This is a genomic window from Kitasatospora sp. NBC_01266 (assembly GCF_036242395.1).
In the GTDB taxonomy this organism is placed as follows: domain Bacteria; phylum Actinomycetota; class Actinomycetes; order Streptomycetales; family Streptomycetaceae; genus Kitasatospora.
On sequence record NZ_CP108458.1, the window covers coordinates 850,561 to 867,860 of the forward strand.

The 17,300-nt window shown below is 73.9% G+C and carries 19 protein-coding genes; 6 read left to right on the forward strand and 13 right to left on the reverse strand.

Annotation, left to right across the window (positions count from 1 at the left end; genetic code table 11):
- Window positions 1-24 precede the first annotated feature (24 nt).
- Window positions 25-1,422 carry an NAD(P)/FAD-dependent oxidoreductase gene (locus tag OG403_RS03815; protein WP_329561412.1) on the forward strand — a complete coding sequence of 466 codons (1,398 nt, stop codon included), beginning with the start codon at window positions 25-27 and terminating at the stop codon, window positions 1,420-1,422.
- 68 nt (window positions 1,423-1,490) lie between these two features.
- Here the strand turns inward: OG403_RS03815 and OG403_RS03820 are convergent, their stop codons facing one another.
- Together OG403_RS03820 and OG403_RS03825 are read right to left on the reverse strand one after the other, a co-directional pair.
- Window positions 1,491-1,964 (reverse strand): SRPBCC family protein, encoded by a 474-nt coding sequence (locus OG403_RS03820; protein ID WP_329561413.1) that lies wholly within the window; start codon window positions 1,962-1,964, stop codon window positions 1,491-1,493.
- A 36-nt stretch (window positions 1,965-2,000) separates the two neighbouring features.
- Window positions 2,001-2,582 (reverse strand): gamma carbonic anhydrase family protein, encoded by a 582-nt coding sequence (locus tag OG403_RS03825; RefSeq protein ID WP_329561415.1) that lies wholly within the window; start codon window positions 2,580-2,582, stop codon window positions 2,001-2,003.
- A 256-nt stretch (window positions 2,583-2,838) separates the two neighbouring features.
- On the opposite strand from OG403_RS03825, the gene OG403_RS03830 reads away from it, so the two are divergent.
- Window positions 2,839-3,003 (forward strand): hypothetical protein, encoded by a 165-nt coding sequence (locus OG403_RS03830; RefSeq protein ID WP_329561416.1) that lies wholly within the window; start codon window positions 2,839-2,841, stop codon window positions 3,001-3,003.
- A gap of 55 nt (window positions 3,004-3,058) precedes the next feature.
- Here OG403_RS03830 and OG403_RS03835 read toward each other — a convergent pair whose 3' ends face one another.
- A complete protein-coding gene (locus OG403_RS03835; protein ID WP_329561417.1) occupies window positions 3,059-4,126 on the reverse strand; it encodes an AI-2E family transporter in 1,068 nt (355 codons plus the stop codon).
- Between the two features lie 429 nt (window positions 4,127-4,555).
- Here OG403_RS03835 and OG403_RS03840 point away from each other — a divergent pair, with 429 nt between their 5' ends.
- Entirely contained in the window at window positions 4,556-5,191 is a 636-nt protein-coding gene (locus tag OG403_RS03840) for a transglycosylase family protein (RefSeq protein ID WP_329561418.1), read from the forward strand.
- Window positions 5,192-5,209: 18 nt separating this feature from the next.
- Here the strand turns inward: OG403_RS03840 and OG403_RS03845 are convergent, their stop codons facing one another.
- Window positions 5,210-6,097, reverse strand: coding sequence for a phosphatase PAP2 family protein (locus OG403_RS03845; protein ID WP_329561419.1), 888 nt, complete (start codon window positions 6,095-6,097; stop codon window positions 5,210-5,212).
- Window positions 6,098-6,210: 113 nt separating this feature from the next.
- Entirely contained in the window at window positions 6,211-7,611 is a 1,401-nt protein-coding gene (locus tag OG403_RS03850) for a SulP family inorganic anion transporter (protein ID WP_329561420.1), read from the reverse strand.
- Between the two features lie 335 nt (window positions 7,612-7,946).
- On the opposite strand from OG403_RS03850, the gene OG403_RS03855 reads away from it, so the two are divergent.
- Window positions 7,947-11,279, forward strand: a complete 3,333-nt coding sequence (locus OG403_RS03855) for an AfsR/SARP family transcriptional regulator (RefSeq protein ID WP_329561421.1) — start codon at window positions 7,947-7,949, stop codon at window positions 11,277-11,279.
- A gap of 207 nt (window positions 11,280-11,486) precedes the next feature.
- On the opposite strand, the gene rpmF is transcribed toward OG403_RS03855, so the two are convergent.
- The 4 genes from rpmF to rpmB all read right to left on the reverse strand — a co-directional run bounded on the left by rpmF (window position 11,487) and on the right by rpmB (window position 13,481).
- Complete coding sequence (gene rpmF / locus OG403_RS03860) at window positions 11,487-11,648, reverse strand: 50S ribosomal protein L32 (RefSeq protein WP_329561422.1); 162 nt, start codon at window positions 11,646-11,648, stop codon at window positions 11,487-11,489.
- Between the two features lie 89 nt (window positions 11,649-11,737).
- Entirely contained in the window at window positions 11,738-12,925 is a 1,188-nt protein-coding gene (locus OG403_RS03865) for a CobW family GTP-binding protein (RefSeq protein WP_329561424.1), read from the reverse strand.
- Between the two features lie 14 nt (window positions 12,926-12,939).
- Window positions 12,940-13,245, reverse strand: coding sequence for a 30S ribosomal protein S14 (rpsN, locus tag OG403_RS03870; protein ID WP_329561425.1), 306 nt, complete (start codon window positions 13,243-13,245; stop codon window positions 12,940-12,942).
- On the reverse strand, window positions 13,245-13,481 hold the full coding sequence (gene rpmB, locus OG403_RS03875; protein ID WP_329561426.1) for a 50S ribosomal protein L28: 237 nt from the start codon (window positions 13,479-13,481) through the stop codon (window positions 13,245-13,247). Before rpmB ends, rpsN begins: the two co-directional genes overlap by 1 nt.
- Before the next feature lie 146 nt (window positions 13,482-13,627).
- Here rpmB and rpmG point away from each other — a divergent pair, with 146 nt between their 5' ends.
- Complete coding sequence (gene rpmG / locus OG403_RS03880) at window positions 13,628-13,792, forward strand: 50S ribosomal protein L33 (protein WP_280689342.1); 165 nt, start codon at window positions 13,628-13,630, stop codon at window positions 13,790-13,792.
- A 30-nt stretch (window positions 13,793-13,822) separates the two neighbouring features.
- Entirely contained in the window at window positions 13,823-14,065 is a 243-nt protein-coding gene (locus tag OG403_RS03885) for a type B 50S ribosomal protein L31 (RefSeq protein WP_329561428.1), read from the forward strand.
- A gap of 34 nt (window positions 14,066-14,099) precedes the next feature.
- On the opposite strand, the gene OG403_RS03890 is transcribed toward OG403_RS03885, so the two are convergent.
- The 4 genes from OG403_RS03890 to OG403_RS03905 all read right to left on the reverse strand — a co-directional run bounded on the left by OG403_RS03890 (window position 14,100) and on the right by OG403_RS03905 (window position 17,295).
- Window positions 14,100-14,402, reverse strand: a complete 303-nt coding sequence (locus OG403_RS03890; RefSeq protein ID WP_329561429.1) for an ArsR/SmtB family transcription factor — start codon at window positions 14,400-14,402, stop codon at window positions 14,100-14,102.
- A 183-nt stretch (window positions 14,403-14,585) separates the two neighbouring features.
- Window positions 14,586-14,888, reverse strand: a complete 303-nt coding sequence (locus OG403_RS03895) for a hypothetical protein (protein WP_329561431.1) — start codon at window positions 14,886-14,888, stop codon at window positions 14,586-14,588.
- 272 nt (window positions 14,889-15,160) lie between these two features.
- Complete coding sequence (locus tag OG403_RS03900; protein WP_329561433.1) at window positions 15,161-15,949, reverse strand: class I SAM-dependent methyltransferase; 789 nt, start codon at window positions 15,947-15,949, stop codon at window positions 15,161-15,163.
- Window positions 15,950-16,110: 161 nt separating this feature from the next.
- Window positions 16,111-17,295, reverse strand: a complete 1,185-nt coding sequence (locus OG403_RS03905) for an aminotransferase class V-fold PLP-dependent enzyme (RefSeq protein WP_329561434.1) — start codon at window positions 17,293-17,295, stop codon at window positions 16,111-16,113.
- Window positions 17,296-17,300 lie beyond the last annotated feature (5 nt).

The following is a 17,300-nucleotide window of genomic DNA, read 5'->3' on the forward strand; positions in this document are numbered from 1 at the left end:
TCCTTGCACCGTAGGAGTCCCGTCATGGTTGATCCCGTCCGCTCGCTCCAGGACGCCAAGCCGCTCGCCTTCTGGCAGGACGACCCGGGCCGGCCGCAGGCGACCCCGGCCCTGGTGGCGAGCACCCGCTGCGACCTCCTGGTGGTCGGCGGCGGCTACAGCGGCCTGTGGACGGCCCTGGTCGCCAAGGAGCGCGACCCCTCGCTGGACGTCCTGCTGATCGAGGCGCAGGAGATCGGTTGGGCCGCCTCCGGTCGCAACGGCGGCTTCTGCGAGGCCAGCCTCACGCACGGCCTCGGCAACGGCTACCAGCGCTGGCCCCGCGAACTCGCCCGGCTGGAGCGGCTCGGCGCGCAGAACCTGCGGGCCATCGAGGACACCATCCGGCGCCACGGCATCGACTGCGACTGGGAGCGCACCGGCTCGCTGACCGTGGCGACCGAGCGCCACCAGGTCGACGAGCTGCACGAGTTCGCCGCCCTCGCCGGCCGCTTCGGCAGTGCACCGACCGTGCTGGACGCGGACGCGACGCGCGCCGAGATCGACTCCCCGACCTTCCTGGGCGGCATCTGGGACAAGGACGGCGTCGCCATGGTCAACCCGGCACGCCTGGCCTGGGGCCTCAAGCGGGCCTGCCTGGACCTCGGCGTGCGCATCCACGAGCACACCAGGGCCACCGCCCTCGCCGGGTCCGGCGCCGGGATCGCGGTGCGGACCCCGTACGGACAGGTCCGCGCCGGGCGCGTCGCGCTCGCCACCAACGCGTTCCCCTCGCTGCTGCGGCGCCACCGCCTGTACACCGTCCCGGTGTACGACTACGCCTTGATGACCGAGCCGCTGACGGACCGGCAACTGGCCTCGGTCGGCTGGCGCAACCGCCAGGGCTTCGCCGACAGCGCCAACCACTTCCACTACGTGCGGCTCTCCGCCGACAACCGGATCCTGTGGGGCGGCTACGACGCCGTCTACCACTACGGCGCGCGGGTACGCGCCGAGCACGACCAGCGACCGCAGACCTTCGCGACGCTGGCCCGGCACTTCTTCACGACCTTCCCCCAGCTGGCGGACGTGCGCTTCAGCCACGCCTGGGGCGGCGCGATCGACACCTGCACCCGGTTCAGCGCCTTCTTCGACCTCGCGCACGGCGGCCGGGTCGCCTACGCCGCCGGCTACACCGGCCTGGGCGTGGGTGCGAGCCGCTTCGGCGCCGAGGTGATGCTCGACCTGCTGGCCGGACAGCGCACCGAGCGCACCGAGTTGGAGATGGTCCGGCGCAAACCGCTCCCCTTCCCACCGGAGCCGATCCGCGCCGCGGGCATCGGGCTGACCCAGTGGTCCCTCACCCGCGCCGACCAGCGGGCCGGCCGGCGAAACCTCTGGCTGCGCACCCTCGACCGGCTCGGCCTCGGCTTCGAGAGCTGACGATCCGTCATTTCGACCTGGAGAGAGGGGACCAGAGCCCGGAGCCGGGCGACGCCGGCACGTGCGGGTCAGCCGTCCGCACCCCCCGCCGCCCGCGCGAGGCGGGCCAGCGTGGTGCGCATGCCGGCGCGGTTGACCTCGATCCGGCGGTCGGCGCCGGTGCCGGCGAAGAGCAGGCCCAGCAGGTGGGCGAGGCGGGCACCCCGGCCGGTGCGCAGGTCCTGCCAGGACTCGGTGACCCTGGTTCCGTGCCCCTCCGGCTCGAAGCGGTAGCGCCAGCGGGCGATCGGCAGGCCGAAGACACCCACGTCGAAGGCGAATTCGGCGGCCTCCCGCACCGCGATCACCCGGCCCGTGGTGAACCACACGAACGCGCCACGCCGGTTGAGGCCGACGAACCGCGAGCCCGGACGGACCGGCCGCCCGGCCACCCAGACCCGGCGGCACTCCGGACTCCAGCGGCCCATCGTGCGCAGGTCGGCCACCAGCGCGTACACGGTCGCCGGGGCGGCGTCCACCAGAATGCTCTCGGTCAGGCTCAACCGGCGTGCTGTCGAAGGATCCTGATCAGACATCAGTCACGGCCGCGCGACAGGATTCACGGCCGCGGTCTCAGCCCCAGGCGCAGCGGGTCCGGCAGCCGGGATCGCGGCGTGCGCCTCGGCCAGCAGCAGGTAGCCCGCCGCGTTCGCCTTGATGCCGGCCGCCTCCTCCTCGGTGAGCGGGCGCCGGACCTTGGCGGGCACGCCCGCCACCAGCGAACCGGGCGGCACCACGGTGCCCTGGGTCACCACCGCCCCGGCCGCGACCAGCGAACCCCGGCCGATCCGGGCGCCGTTGAGCACCCGAGCGCCCATGCCGACCAGCACGTCGTCCTCGACCAGGCAGCCGTGCAGAACCGCGTTGTGACCCACCGTGACCCGCTCACCGATGACCAGGGGGAAGCCCGGATCGGAGTGCAGCGTGCAGTTGTCCTGGATGTTGGAGTCCGCCCCGACCGCGATCGTCTCGGCGTCACCGCGCAGCACGGCCTGGTACCAGACGCTCGCCCCGGCACCCAGCCGCACCGCGCCCACCACCACGGCCGTCGGCGCGACGAAGGCCGCCGGGTCCACCTGCGGCTCGCGCCCTCCCACACCAGCGATCAGCGCCTCGGCCATGGCTCACTGCTCCCTCTTCGCTCGTCCAGCATGGGCCTCACCCTACCGAGCGGTAGCTGGCCACGACCGGCGGAGGGTGGAGAGGGGTGGAGAAGCATCGTGCGGGAACTCCACCTACGGGTCCAGGACACCGCCCGCAGCCCGCTCCTAGCGTCTGATCATGCATCAGAACGACTCCCGGCCAGGGAAACCGGGGAAGCCAGCGGAGCCAGGGAAGCCACGGCAGACGCTGCGCGCCTTCGGGCACCGCGCGTCCATGGCGAGCATCGACGGTGCCGGGCACGGCGTCGACTTCTCCGACCCACGGGTCACCGCCCCGCTCACCGCCTTCCTACGGGTGCCGAACCACGTGTCGAACCAGGCGCCGAACCAGGCGCCGAACCAGGCGCCGAGCGGCGGTACGGACCCGGCGAAGCGCTGACCGGAACGCTGCCGCTGCCCGCACAGGTCATGGGCAGCGAGCCGCGGGCCCGACCTCAGCGCGCCCGCAGCTCGCGGTAGACCGCCCAGGCCACCGACACCAGCGGCACCGCGACCACGGCGCCGACCACGCCCGCGACCAGCACGCCGGTGGCCACCGAGAGCCCGACCACCACCGGATGGATCCGCACCGCCCAGCTGAAAACCAGCGGTTGCAGCACATGCCCCTCGATCTGGCCGATCACCACGATCAGGACCAGCAGGATCACCGCGCTCAGCGGACCCCGGGTGGCCAGCGCGACCACCGAGGCGACGGCCAGCGCGATCGGCGAGCCGACCAGCGGCACGAAGGTGGCGAGGAACTCCAGCAGTATCAGCGGCACCACCAGCGGCACCCGCAGGACGGCCAGCGCGATGCCGACCAGCACCGCGTTGCTGGCCGACACGATCACGATGCCCCGGGTGTACCCGGCGAAGGTACGCCAGGCCGCCCGCCCGCCCCGGTCGAAGCGCGAGCGCGCCCGGGCGGGCAGCAGCGCGGCGGCCCACTGCCACATCCGGTCACCGGAGTAGATGAAGAAGACCGCGCAGAACAGCGCCAGCGCGCCGCCCGTGATCGCCTCCACCACCCGGCCCGCACTGTTCACCGCCGTGCTGATCAGGGCCGAGCGGTGCGCCGAGAGGTAGCTGCCGACCTTGCTGCGCAGCCCGGAGACGGCACCGGACCGCAGGTGCAGCGGCGGGCCCTGCAGCCACCGTTCGATCCGGTTGAGGCCGCCGCGCACCTCGCCGCGCAGCTGGTTCATGTCGGTCGCCACCAGTTCACCGACCAGCGCGAGCAGCCCGGCCACCAGCAGCACCGCCGCCACCACGGTGACCGCCACCGCCGCGGAGCGTGGCATCACCTTGCCGAGGACGTCGACCACCGGCCGCAGCACCGAGGTGACGACCAGCCCGACGAAGACGGCGACCGCGACCAGCTGCAGGCGCTCCACCACCACGAACACCGCGTAGCCGGCCACCCCGACCAGCAGCAGCCGCCAGGCATAACCGGCCGCCAGCACCAGCCCGGGGGCCACGGTGCCGGGCCGGTGGTTCCGGTCGGCCCGGCGCCGGAGCGTCATGGCCGGACGACCAGCGGGCCGCCGGACCCGCACCACCGGGGGCGGCCGGGCCGGTCAGCCGTCCGGTCGGCCGGCCCGGCGATTTCCTGGACCTGTTGCTCCATCACCCGCAGTCGGCTCCCGGTTCTCTGACAGCCCGTCCGCTGCCCGTCTGTGATCTCCCTCATCAACCGTCATGACCGCAGGGTTGTCCAGGGCCCGCGCCGTACGCCCGAGCAGTTCGCCTCGGACGGCTGGCGCGGGCCGGACGTCCACCGGACGGACCCCCGGTCCGCTGGCCGCGCATCGCCCACTGGCCCGTGCGGGTGCGGCTGCTGGGCCGACCGGGCGACTCGCGCCCCGTGCCGCGCCGGGCCGCCGGGGTCGACGTGCATCGCTGAGAGCGGGCGTTCCGACGCCTGATCCTGTCGTCGAGTCTGTGGAGCGCGCGTGCCCCTGTCCCGATCGTGCTGCCGAAAAACCGTCGACCACTGCCTGGTCACCGTCTCCGCCCTCGGTCTGCTGCTGCTTCCCGTACTGCCGGCCCAAGCCGAACCGGTGCACGCGGCACCGGCCGACGACGTGGGGGTGATGGCGGACTGGGACGCGGTGGCCGGCTGCGAGAGCAGCGGCGACTGGGCCACCAACACCGGTAACGGGTACTACGGAGGTCTCCAGTTCGACGAGGAGACCTGGCGGGAGAGCGGTGGCCTCGCCTACGCGCCGCGTCCCGACCTGGCCGACCGGAGCCAGCAGATCGCGGTCGCCGACCACCTCGCCCGCTCGCGCGGCTTCGCCCCGTGGCCGGTCTGCGGAGCACTCGCCCGGGCCGGGGACGGCCACCACCCGCTCGCCCCGCCACCACCGGACGGATCCGACGGCACGAGCGGCAACAGCGCGAGCACCACGGGCGGCACCGATGCGGCCGGCTACCGGGTGGTCCGCGACGGCGACACCCTCAGCGACATCGCCGACGCCTACCAGGTCACCGGCGGCTGGCCCGCCCTGTTCCGCCTCAACCAGGAGACCGTGGGCCAGAACCCCGACGTGCTGACGCCCGGAGAGCTGCTGCGCCTGCGGCCGTGAGCCACGCCAGGCGGCCGGCTACTCCGTCCCGCGTGGCCGGTCCGCCGAGGCCGCCGGGGAGTTCCCCTCGCGCGCCGCTCCCGGCCTCGCGCCGAAGGCGGGTCGGCCGGTGAGCAGCCGCTGGACGGCGAAGCCGGCCGCGATGGTGAGCAGCCCGGCCACCGCGTCGGCCTCGAAGTGGTTGGCGGTGGAGAGGATCACCACGCAGGTCGCCACCGGGTAGAGCGCCGCCAGCACGCGCACGGCGCGGGGCTTGGCGAGCCGGTAGAGGACGACGGCGCACCAGGTGGACCAGGCGATGTGCACCGAGGGCATCGCGGCGTACTGGTTGGAGGCGTCGGCGACCGGACCGGAGGCCCAGGAGCCCCAGGTGTGGTGGACGACGACGGTGTCGATGAAGCCGTCGCCGGTCAGGAAGCGCGGCGGGGCGAGGGCGAACGCGTAGAAGCCGACCAGCGCACCGGCCGTGGCGGTGTAGAGGGCGGTGCGGGCGGCCCGGTAGTGGTCGGGGCGGCGCAGGTGCAGCCAGAGCAGCGTGCCGATGACCATGACGAAGTGCAGCGTGGCGTAGTAGTAGTTCATCCCGACGATGAGCCAGGTGACGTGGTTGGCCGCGTGGTTGAGGCTCAGTTCGAAGCTCAGGTGCAGGTGCCGTTCCAGATCCAGCAGTTCCTGGGCCCGGTGCAGCGCGGCGGCGCGGTGGTCGGGAACGGCGTTGCGGCTGACCGTGTAGAGCGCGTAACCGATGGCGGTGAGCAGCAGTTCGGCCCACCAGGCGGGGCGGCCCTGGCGTATCAGGCGGGCGGGCAGCAGGGCGAAGCGGCCACCCGCCGCCGTGCCGGTGGGGCTCTCGCCGCCCGCCTGCGGTGGGGTGCCTACGGGCGGCGGGGTGGTGGTGGGGTTCACGCCTGGTCCTCGTACTCGTCCTCGGTGGCGCCGGGTGCGGCCGGGCGCGGCGGTGGCCCCGCCCCGCGAGGGCACCCACAGTACATCGGATACCGATTAGCTCTGTCACCGCACTATCGGCGGCGGGCAGCACCCGCCCGCAGGGCACCCACCGACCGGTGCAGCAGGGAGAGCGCCAGGCCGGCGGCGAGGGCGTACTGCAGCGGAAGCTGGGTGGTCGCCAGCAGGGTGAGCAGCATGATCGCCGTGTCCGGCGGACCGCTGCGCCAGGTCGCCAGCACCGCCGGCAGGCGGCCGTAGATCAGCTTGACGCCGACGATGATCAGCAGCGCGCCGATCACCGGCAGCGGGATCCGCGCCACCGCGCCGCCGAGCGTGCTCACCAGCGCCGCCAGCACCAGGCCGGAGACCACCCCCGCCCAGCGGCCGCGCGCCCCGGCCGCCACCGCCACGCCGGTGCGCGACAGCGAGCCGCCGACCGGCAGCGCGTGGCAGAACGCGCCCACCAGGTTGGCCACGGCCTGCGCGAGCACGTCGTCGCCCCACCTCCGCCGCCCGCCGGCGCCCGGAGCGGCGCCCGGAGTGACAGCCGGAGCGGCGCCCGGGGTAGCGCCCGGGATGCCGGCCGCCTGGGCGAGCGCCACCAGGGCGACCGCGCAGGCCCCCGGCGCCAGGCGGGCCAGCGCGCCCCAGGCCGGCCGGGAGAGCACCGGCAGCCCGGCCGGGATCGCCCCGAGGGCGCCGGCCAGCGGCACCCGCAGTCCGCAGACCGCCACTCCCGCGCTGACCGTCACCAGGGCGATCAGCACCGCCAGCGCACCGGTGCGCCGCCCGGCGTGCGCCAGCACCCAGACCGCCGCCGTGGCGGCGGCGACCGCCGCGATCACCGGCGTCCACGACCCGGCGTGCGCTGCCCAGGAGACGATCCGCAGCAGGCGGTTGCCCTGGTGCGCCCGGTAGCCGGTGGCGTCCTCCAGGGCTCCCGCGATGATCTGCACCGCGATGCCCACCGAGAAGCCGGCCATCGCCCCCGGCGAGACCAGGCGCAGCAGCACGTCCAGGCGCAGCACGGCGAACCCGGCCATCGCCAGCGCGACCAGCAGCGTCAGCGCGGCCACGTTGCCGGGCACCGCCGGGTCCAGGTGGGCCTGCTGGAAGGCGGCGCGCGAGGTCAGCGCGATGGCGCTGGTCAAGGTGGTGACCATCAGCGCGGTGCGGGCGAAGAGCGAACCCAGCACGGCCGGCAGCATCCCGGCGGACAGGCCGGTCACCGGGTCGAAGCCGGCGATCGCGGCGTACGCCATGCCCTCCGGGACGCTGAACAGCGCGGTGATCAGCCCCGCCGACACCTCCGCGAGCGCGACCCGCTCCCAGTCCCGAGCCCCCGCGCGGGGTGCCGGTGCGGTCGGCCCCGCCTGCACGGGCAGCGCGGGCGGGGCCTGCGGCCGGTCCGGGCCGACCGGACCGGCCGGACCGGCCGGACCTGCGGCCGGTGTCGCGCTCGCCTGTTCCACGTCGCCCTCCTACCGAATGCCGGATGCCGGATATGGCCGGTTTCGGAGGGTTCAGCCTGCGGGAGCGGTACCGGCGCGGCGGGTGCGCAGCGCCGCGAGGTCTACCCTTCGAGTGAGTGCGGCGCATTCCCGGCGTGTCGGCCCGCGCCATCGCGTAGCGGCGACCGCCGAGTTGACGGCCGGCCGGCCCGCCACCCGGGGGTGAGCCGGTTCGCCGGCACCGCTGAGCGCACCGGGCCCGCCGGCTGGCTAGGATCGTCCGCAGGGCGCGGCACCCGAGGTGGTCCTCGCCCGGCAGTCGACGATCGGTCACGTGAGCTCGCTGGGGGCCGGGGATGGACGCAGCACCGCAGGTACGGTTCGGCATACTCGGACCGCTGTCGGCCAGTTGTGCCGGGCAGCCCGTCGATCCGCTCCCCGGCCGGCAGCGGACGCTGCTCGCGGCCCTGCTGGTGCGGCCGAACCGGGTCCTGCCCGCCGACAGCCTGGCCGAGGCCGTGTGGGACGGCCGTCCGCCGGCCGGCGCGGCGACCACCCTGCGCAGCTACGTGATGCGCCTGCGACGTTCGCTCGGGCCGCAGTTGGGGGCGCGGGTGCTGGCGCGGACGCCGGGGTACCTGGTCGAGATCCTGGAGGACGCCGAACTGGACGCCCTGCGGTTCGCCGCCCTGCGGCGCAGCGCGGAGGCCGCCGCCGCACGCGGGGAGTTGGCAGCCGCCGCCGAGGAGTTGAAGGCCGCGCTGGGGCTGTGGCGGGGCACGGCGCTGGAGGACGTGTCCTGCCGGCAGCTGGTGGACGAGGAGGTCCCGGGTCTGACCGAGGGCTGGGTCAGCGCGCACGAGCGCCTGGCCGACCTCGAGTTGCGGACCGGGCAGCACCACGAGGTGATCCGGCGCATTCCCCGCCTCCAGCTGGAGCATCCCTACCGGGAGCAGCTCTCCTGCCTGCTGATGCGCGCCCAGCTCGCCGCGGGCCGACGCGCCGAGGCGCTGGCGGAGTTCAGCCGGCTGCGGCGCGCGCTGGTCGACGGGCTCGGGATCGAGCCCGGTCCCGACTGCCGGGCGTTGCAGGCGGCCGCACTGGACGGGGACGCCGGCGCGGGCACAGGCCCCGGCGCGCGCGGGCAGGACGGGGAACCCGGCGAAGCCGCCGCGGCCACGGAGCAGCCGCAGCGGTCGGCGGCCTCGCGGCCGGTGCCGTGCCAGCTGCCCGCCGACACCCGTGCCTTCACCGGCCGTTGCGCGGAACTCGACCAGTTGGTCGCCCTCGCCGACCGGGCACCGGGTGGCACCGGCACGGAGACCGTGGTGATCTCCGCGATCGACGGGATGGGTGGCGTCGGCAAGTCCGCGCTGGCGATCCACGCCGCCCATCGGGTGCGCGGGAGCTTCCCCGACGGCCAGCTCTTCATCGACCTGCGCGGCCACGCCGCCGGGACGGCGCCGCTCAGCGCGGCGGACGCGCTGGACTGGTTCCTGCGCTCGCTCGGCGTCCCGCCGCAGCTGATCCCGCAGGACCTGGACGAGCGCGCCGCGTTCTACCGCGACCGGCTGGCCGGCACCAGGACGCTGATCCTGCTGGACAACGCCGCGAGCACCGCCCAGGTCCGCCCGCTGCTGCCCGGCGACCCCGGCTGCCTGGTGCTGGTCACCAGCCGCAAGCACCTCACCGGCCTGGACGACGCGTACTCCGTCACGCTGGACACCCTGTCCGGTCCCGAGGCCGTCGCGCTGCTGCGCAACGTCGCCGGGCCCGGCCGGATCAGCGCGGACGACCCCGCGGTGCACGACGCCGTCGAGCTGTGCGGCTACCTGCCGCTGGCCATCCGGATCGTCGCGGCGCGGGTGCGCCACCGACGCGCGCTGCCCGTCCAGGGGGTGGTCGCGCAACTGCAGGACGAGAGCCTGCGCCTCGACTCGCTCCGGGACGAGGACCGCAACCTGGCAGCCGTCTTCGAGACTTCGTACAGTGCGCTGACCGCGGCCGAGCAGGGGCTGTTCCGACTCCTCGGGCTGATCCCGGGACCCGATTTCGACGCCCATGCCGCCGCCAGCCTCGGCGCCACCGACTTCCGCGGCGCCGAACGGCTGCTCGAATCCCTGCTGGACCACAACCTGCTCACCCAGCACACGCCGGAGCGCTACCGCTTCCACGACCTGATCCGGCTCTACGCCCGAACCCTCACCGTCCAGGACAGCGGCCTCGCGCTGGAGCGGCTGCTCGGCCACTACCTGCGTACCGCCCGGGCCGCCGACCGCCGCCTCGCCCGGTTCCACCGCCCCGGCCCGGCCGCCGTCGACGCCGACGCGGTCACGGCCGGGGCCGGCCTGGCGGACCGCGCGAGTGCGCTGGACTGGCTGCGCGGCGAGCAGGACAACCTGCTGGCCTGCGTCGAGCACGCCCGAGCCCACGGCCGTCCGGACACCGCGAACGCCCTGACCGGTGCGCTGGCCACCTTCCTGCACCTGGACGGCCGCTGGCAGGAGAGCGTCGCACTCCACGAGGCCGTCATCGCCAGTGCCGGTGACCTGAACGACCCGCTCGCCGAGGCCAACTCGCTCTGCGACATCGGGCGCATCAGCTACGTACGCGGTGACTTCCCGGCGGCGACGGCGACGCACGAGCGGGCCCTGGAGATCTTCCGGCGGGTCGGCAACCGGCTGGGCGAGGCGAACGCGCTGCTCGAGCTGGGCCGGGTGCGCGGCCTGGCGGCCGACTTCGCGGCGGCGGCCGAGCTGTTCGACCAGGCCCTGGCCGGCTACCGAAGCCTCGGCGACCGTCTCGGTGAGGCGAACACCATCCACGAACTCGGCTGCCGGGCGGTCCTGCTCGGCGACTACACGTCGGCCACGACGCTGCTGAAGCAGGCCCAGGCGATCCACCAGGACATCGACGACCCCGTCGGCCAGGCGCACGTGCTCGTCAACCTGGGCCGGGCGAGCCACTCCACCGGTGACTCGGCCGCGGCGGTCGCCCTGATGAGAAGCGCTGCGACGATGTACCAGGAGCTGGGGATCCGCCAGGGCGAGGCCAACGCGCTCAAGGACCTGGGCACCGTGCTGCAGGCGACCGGCGACCTGCAGGGCGCGTGCGCGCTGAAGGAGAGCGCCCTGGCGATCTACCAGAGCCTCGGCAACCGCCACGGGACGGCCTCCGTCACCGGAGAGCTGGGCGAGATCCGGCATGCGGCCGGCGACCACACCAGGGCGGCCGAGCTGCTGGCGCACTCCCTGACGCTCCACCGGGAGCTCGGCGACCGCCAGGGTTCGGCCAACACCCTGCACCCGCTGGCCCAGGTGCGCCACGCGCTCGGCCAGTACGCGGCGGCCGGCGCGCTGCTGGACCAGTGCCTGGCCGAGTACCGGGAGCTGGGCAACCGCCAGGGCCAGACCGATGTGCTCACCAGCATGGGCGATCTGGCCGCCGACCTCACCGGTCCGGCGGAGGCCCTGGCCCTGTATCGGCAGGCGGTCGCCCTGGCGCGCCAGATCGGCAGCCCGGCTGCCGAGGCACGAGCCCTGGACGGCTCCGCGCGCTGCCACGAGCGGCTGGGCGAGCATGACCGCGCCCTCGACACCCTGCGGCAGGCGGTGGCCGTCTACCGGCGGATCGGCTCCGCCCGGCTGGCGGCGGCAACCGCCCGGCTCGACGCCCTGGCAGGCCGCTGACCCGAGCTATCCCACCGGGACGGAGCAGAAGCTCGACGAGGTGGGGGTGCCGACGACAAGGGCGGTCGAGCTGGCGAGCAGGCGGTGCACGGTGGTTCTCCTTCGGTGGCGTTGCTGAATCCGAAGTCAGCATCTCCACCCGCCGTGGCAGTTGCGTGGCACCGGCGTGGCACCGTCACCAGGCACCGCACCGCACCGCACCGCACGCTAGCCGAGCAGCCCGCGCTGGTACGCCTTGACCAGGTTGCGCGGCACCAGCAACTCCCTCCCCTGGACGGTGATCGGGACCAACTGCGGGGCGCTCGCCTTCCACTGGGCGCGCCGGTGGCGGGTGTTGCTGCGGGACATCTTGCGCTTGGGGACGGCCATGTCGGTTCTCCGGTAACGGTGTCGGGATCAGCGGGCGGTGGTGGCGTACGGCAGCAGGGCCATGGCAGCGGGTCTCCTTCGTGAGCGGGTCAGGACGGGGCGTCGAGCAGGTCGGCGAACGCGTCGGGCAGCGCTTTCCAGCCCGGCTCGCCGGCCACCAGTTCGGCATCGGTGAGCAGGCAGGAGTCGAGCAGTTGGACGATGCCGTCGGCGTCCAGCCCTTCGGCGGTGAAGCTCAGTTGCTGGACCCGGTCGCCGTGCAGCGGGTGCCAGTCGAGCGCGGCGGCGGCCCGGCGGGTGGGCGGGTAGAGGTCCCAGGCGGCGTCCGGCAGCGCGACCAGCCAGGGGCCGCACTCCTCCACCGCGAGGTTGGCCCCGGCGGCGTCCCAGGCGAGCATCAGGTCGGGGCGGTTGGCCAGCCAGAACCGGCCCCGGCTGCGCTGGGCGGCGGGGACCAGCTGTTCCAGCGCCTCGTGCAGCCGGGTCGGGTGCAGCGGACGGCGGCGCTCCCAGACCACGGTGGCCACGCCCGCCTCGTCCTGCTCCTGTGGCAGCAGCGCGAGCGCGGGGTTCACCCGGTCCCGCGCGCCGACCACCTCGAAGCCGCCGAGCGCGGCCCGCAGCAGCTCGCCGGTGCCGAGCCGCACCACCCGGGCGGTGGAGTGCAGTTGGTGGAGCATCGCGAGGCCCGCGCGCCGTTCGGGGGCGTCGGCCACCCGGTCGGCGCGGGGCACGGCCAGCACGGTGGCGTACTCGATCTGGTGGGCGAGCGCCTCCGCGCGGGTGCGGCAGTCCTCGGCGCAGGTGTGCAGGGCGTGCTCGACCAGCTCGTCCGGCACGGACAGCTCGCCGATCAGCCGCAGCGGGTCCACCGTGGCGACCACACCGGCGAGTTCGACCGCATCGTGCATGCAGCGGCCGGCCACCTCGCCGCCCGCGATCAGCTCCACGATCGGGTGCGGGTCGCTGCCGCCCCACAACTCGACCACCGCCAGGCCGTACTGGCCGGCCTCGGCGATCCGCAGCAGTTCGGGCAGCAGGTCCTCGCGTACGGCGCAGCAGGGGCAGTCGTTGGTCAGCGGGACCCTGGTCGGTGCGAACTCGCCCTTGGCGTCGCGGATCCGGCGGTGCACCACACCGGCGGACGCGTCCCGCAGGTCGTGCTGGAGCACCACCGCGTCGACGCAGCCCGCCAGCAGTTCACGCACCGCCTGGCGGCGTTCGGCCTCGTGCAGCCCCGCGACGACCACCACGGGAAGCCTCAACTCTTCGGGCACGGCGTCTCCTTCGGTCACCAGCTGGACTTACGGACACCGGGCAGCTGGCCGGCGTGGGCGAGGGTGCGCAGGTTGATCCGGGAGAGGCCGAAGGCGCGCTGGTAGCCGCGCGGGCGGCCGTCGACGGCGTCCCGGTTGCGCAGCCGGGTCGCGCTGGCGTCCCTGGGCTGGCGGCCCAACTCCCGCTGCGCGGCTTCCCGCTCGGCCGGCGTGCTGGTCGGCCGGGCGATGATCCGCTTCAACTCGGCGCGGCGCTCGGCGTACCGGGCGACGACCAGGCGGCGGGCCTCGTTCTTGGCGATCTTGCTCTGCTTGGCCATCAGATCTTCTCCCCGCGGGCGCGGATCCGGGCGACGGCGGCCTCGACGCCGATCAGGTCGACGGTCTTGAGCCCCTTGGCGCTGAGCGTGAGCCGCACGTACCGGCCCTCGCTCGGCAGCCAGTAGCGCTTGCGCTGGATGTTCGGGTCGAAGCGGCGCCGGGTGCGGCGGTGGGAGTGGGAGATGGTGTTGCCGAAACCGGGCTTACGGCCGGTCAGTTGGCAGTGGGCGGACATGGCGGACTCCGGTGGGCGCGGGCGCGGCAGGGCAGCGCGGCAGGGTGGGCGGGCGCACGGCCCGTCCTGACGGGGTTAACAGTACCTCAGATGAAAACGACTTCCATTTCGGTATAGTGACGTCCCTCAACCCCTGGAGGTGCCCCATGGCCCGCAACGAACTGCGCCCGATCATCAAGCTCCGGTCCACCGCCGGCACCGGCTACACCTACGTGACCCGCAAGAACCGCCGCAACGATCCGGACCGCCTGGTGCTGCGCAAGTACGACCCGATGGTCCGGCGACACGTCGATTTCCGCGAAGAGCGCTGAACACCCGCCACCGACACAGGAGTTACCGCCATGAAGTCCGGCATCCACCCCGAGTACCGCCCCGTCGTCTTCCGCGACAAGGCCGGCGGTCTGGCCTTCCTCACCAGGTCGACGGCCACCAGCAGCAAGACCATCGACTGGGAGGACGGCCGCAGCTACCCCGTGATCGACGTCGAGATCTCCTCGGCCAGCCACCCCTTCTACACCGGCACCGCGCGGGTGCTGGACACCGCCGGGCGGGTCGAGCTCTTCCGGCGGCGCTACGGCAGCTGATCCGGCGTCAGCCGGCGACGGGGCCGGCCACCGCTCACGCCTCGGCGGCGTGCCGGATGGCGTCCAGCACGATGTGCGCCACGTGCTCGTCGGTGAGCGAGTACTCGATCTCGCGGGACCTGCGGTTGGCCGTGACGATCCGCGCGGCGCGCAGCAGCCGCAGGTGCTGGGAGACCAGCGGTTGGCTCACCCCGAGGGCGTCGACCAGCTCATGGACCCGCCGGTGGCCGCCGGCCAGCTCGCGCACGATGCCGAGCCGGACCGGCGCGGCCAGGGCGCGCAGCAGCTCGCTGGCGGCCTGGAGATCGGCCGGCAGCTGGCGAGAGGCTGGATCCATTGCCATATGCATACCTTAATACCTGGTAATGGATGTCAATCCCGCCCGCGCCACGGACCAGGGACCGCAGACCGCAGACCGCAGACCGCAGACCGCAGACCACGGACCGCTCCCCCGAACAGGCCGAGGGCGGGCCAGGGATCACCCCGGCCCGCCCTCGGGCACGCGCAGACGCGGCAGACCTCAGTGGTCGTCCCAGTGCCCCTGGTGGCTCGCGTGCCGGTGCCCGTCGTGCACGTAGTCGACGTGGTCCTCGTGCGGCACGGCCACGTGGCCGCAGTCCGCACCGTGCTGGTGCGCGTGGTCCTGGTGGACGGCGTGCTCGCCCTCGGCGCACTCGTCGACATGGTCGCCGTGCACCCGGTGCAGGTGGTTGTCGTGCGCGTAGTCGACGTGGTCGCCGTGCGGGATCGCGACATGCCCGCAGCCCTCCCCGTGGACGTGCGGGTGCTCGGCGTGGGTGCGGTGCAGCGTTGCGGCAGACATCGAAGGACCCTCTCGCGTATGGCGCCGGGTCGGACGTACGCAGGTGCGCCCGCCACCGGCCTGGCAGTTCGGCGCATCCGCTCAGTGAATCTGCTCAGCGAATCCACTGAATCCGTTCGATGCGTCTAGAAGTCAGCATATAACGATGTGTGCATGTATTGAGCGCGCGCCATGCCGTGCCCCGCCGCCGCGGTCCGGTCGATGTCCCCCACGGCCATCGACCGGACCACCCTCCGATGACGCCCCCACAGCGCCACCGGAACCCGCACGGCTCAGCGCACGGCGACCAGCACGCAGCTGTTCCCGTACTGCCACACCGGCCCGACATGGCGGAATCCGGCCTCGCGCAGCAGCTGTTCGTGCTGGGCCGCCGACAGGCCGTTGCCGTCGCCGGCCGCCGGGGCGGGCCGCAGCTCGCGCGCGCTGAGCAGGTCGGCGAACGCGGGATTGCGGCCCGCCTCGGCCCACCAGGTCGTCCAGTCCTCCGCTTCGTCCACGCCGTGCCGCCCGGCATGGCGCCGGCCGACCAGCTCGGCCAGCCCCGCCAGCACCGGATCCTCCGGGACCAGGTGGTCGCCGTTGACCAGCACCCCGCCGGGGCGCAGCACGCCCGCCAGGTCCCGGTAGATCTCCCGCAGCCGCTCCGGCCGCGGGTAGTGCAGGGCCGTGCTGGACACCGCCGCGTCCAACGGCCGCTCCAGCCCGAGGGCTTCGATCCAGCCCGGCCGGCCGATCAGCACCTCGACGAAGCGGACCGCCTCCGCGTGCTGGGCGCGGCCCAGTTCCAGCAGCAGCGGATCGACGTCCGCCGCGATGATCCGCGCCCGGGGCAGCCGGGCGGCCAACCGGGCGGAGAGCGAGCCGGGCCCGCTGCCCAGGTCGACCAGCAGCGGGCACTGCTGCCCGTCGGTCACCCGCTCGACCACGTCGGCGATCACGGTGAACCGCTCCTCGCGGTCCACCGCGTACCGCTCCTGCTGGCGCTCCCAGCGCTCCACCCAGTCGATGGACCAGGCCGGTGGATGCGGATCGGCGGACGGCGGCCAGGCGCTCTCGGGCATCGCGGGCGGACTCCTCTCCCCTGCGTCTCTCCGCTGCGGCCAGCGGCACGGCCCACCCTACCCCAGATGGAAACGAAAACCATTTCGCTAACCAGTTCGGACGGCCCGCCCGGCCAGACCGTCCCGGCGGATCTGACAGATCTGACAGATCTGACGGATCGTCACATCGTCTCCAGGACGGCGAGCAGCCGGTCGACCTCCGCCACGGTGTTGTAGGCGTGCAGGCTCACCCGCACCGAGCTGTCCCGCTCGCCGGCCCGGCCCTGGCAGTGGCCGTCGGAGCGCACCATGAACCCGTGGCTGGCCAGGATGAAGCCCAGGTCGTTGGAGCCGATCTCGCGGTGCCGGAAGGTCACGATCCCGGCCCGCTGCTGGAGGGTGGAGTCGGCGGCCAGACTGGGCTGACAGCCGAGGATCCGGTAGCCGTCCAGCCGGCGCAGCGTGTCGGTGAGGCGGGCGGCCAGCGCGACCGTCCACTGCTCGATCCGCGCCGGCCCGGCCGCCGCCAGCCAGTCCAGCGCCGCCGCGAGGCTCGCGATGCCGCTGGTGTTGGGCGTCCCCGTCCAGCCGCCGGGCGTGAACCGCGGGCCGCGCAGGTTGCGCGCCCACAGCGCCCCGGTGCCGGGCAGGGCCATCGCCTTGTGCCCGGAGAAGACCACGAAGTCGACGTCCAGCGCGCCGACGTCCACCGGCAGGTGCCCGACGCTCTGCGCGGCGTCCAGGCAGATCGGCACCGACGGGCCGACGGCCGCGCGGATCCGGTGCACGTTCATGTTCCCGCCGTAGACGTGGTGCACCTGGGTGGCTGCCACGAACGCGGTCCGCTCGCCGACCAGTTCGGCCAGCGCCACCGGATCGTAGTCCTGCGAGCCGCTCTGGTACGGCAGTTCACGCACCACGATGCGCACACCCTGCCGTGCCAGCAGTTCCTGGGCCTCCAACCAGGGCAGTAGGTTCGCCTGGTGGTCGGCGAACGGCACGATGATCTCGTCCCCGTCGCCCAGCTGACCGGGCAGCCAGTCCCGCGCCACCGCGCGCAGGCCTTCGGTGGCGCCGCTGACGAAGTGCACGCCGGAGCGCCCGGGGTCCGGATCCCCGAGGAAGTCGGCGACCCGCTGCCTGGTCCGCTCGACCAGCGCGGTGGTGGCGTTGGCCCAGGGGTAACTGCCGCGCCCGGCATTGGCGTTGCCTGTGGTCAGATAGGCGTGCACGGCGTCGAGCACGGCCTGCGGCTTCTGCGAGGTCGCCGCGCTGTCCAGGTAGGCCTGCTCCGGGTTGGCCACGATGATCGGGAACTGGGCCCGTATCCCGCGCTGCCAGTGCGCGAGTTCGTCGAGCACGGTCATCGCGC